At 75.1% G+C, this 229-nt stretch carries 1 pseudogene; it reads right to left on the reverse strand.

Annotated elements, in window-relative coordinates:
- Positions 1-60: 60 nt before the first annotated feature.
- Positions 61-229 (reverse strand): annotated as a pseudogene (locus AC0IX4_RS23470) (CAF17-like 4Fe-4S cluster assembly/insertion protein YgfZ); the annotation flags it as partial.

The following is a 229-nucleotide window of genomic DNA, read 5'->3' on the forward strand; positions in this document are numbered from 1 at the left end:
AGATGGGATGGATGGTGGGCACGCCGCCCACCGACAGGACGGGTCCTGTCGTCGCGCCCGTCACCGCCCCCGCAGCCGAGCCACGGCAGCGCGGCCCGCCTGCACGGCGGTGTCGGCCGTGTACGACTCGGGATCGCTCGAGGCCGCGCACGGACCCGCGTCGAGCGTCGTGTCCTCCGGACCGGCCCGCTTGATCTGCGCGAGGGCGCACGGGCCCAGGTCGAAGTGG

This window comes from Rhodococcus sp. AC861, from assembly GCF_979256035.1.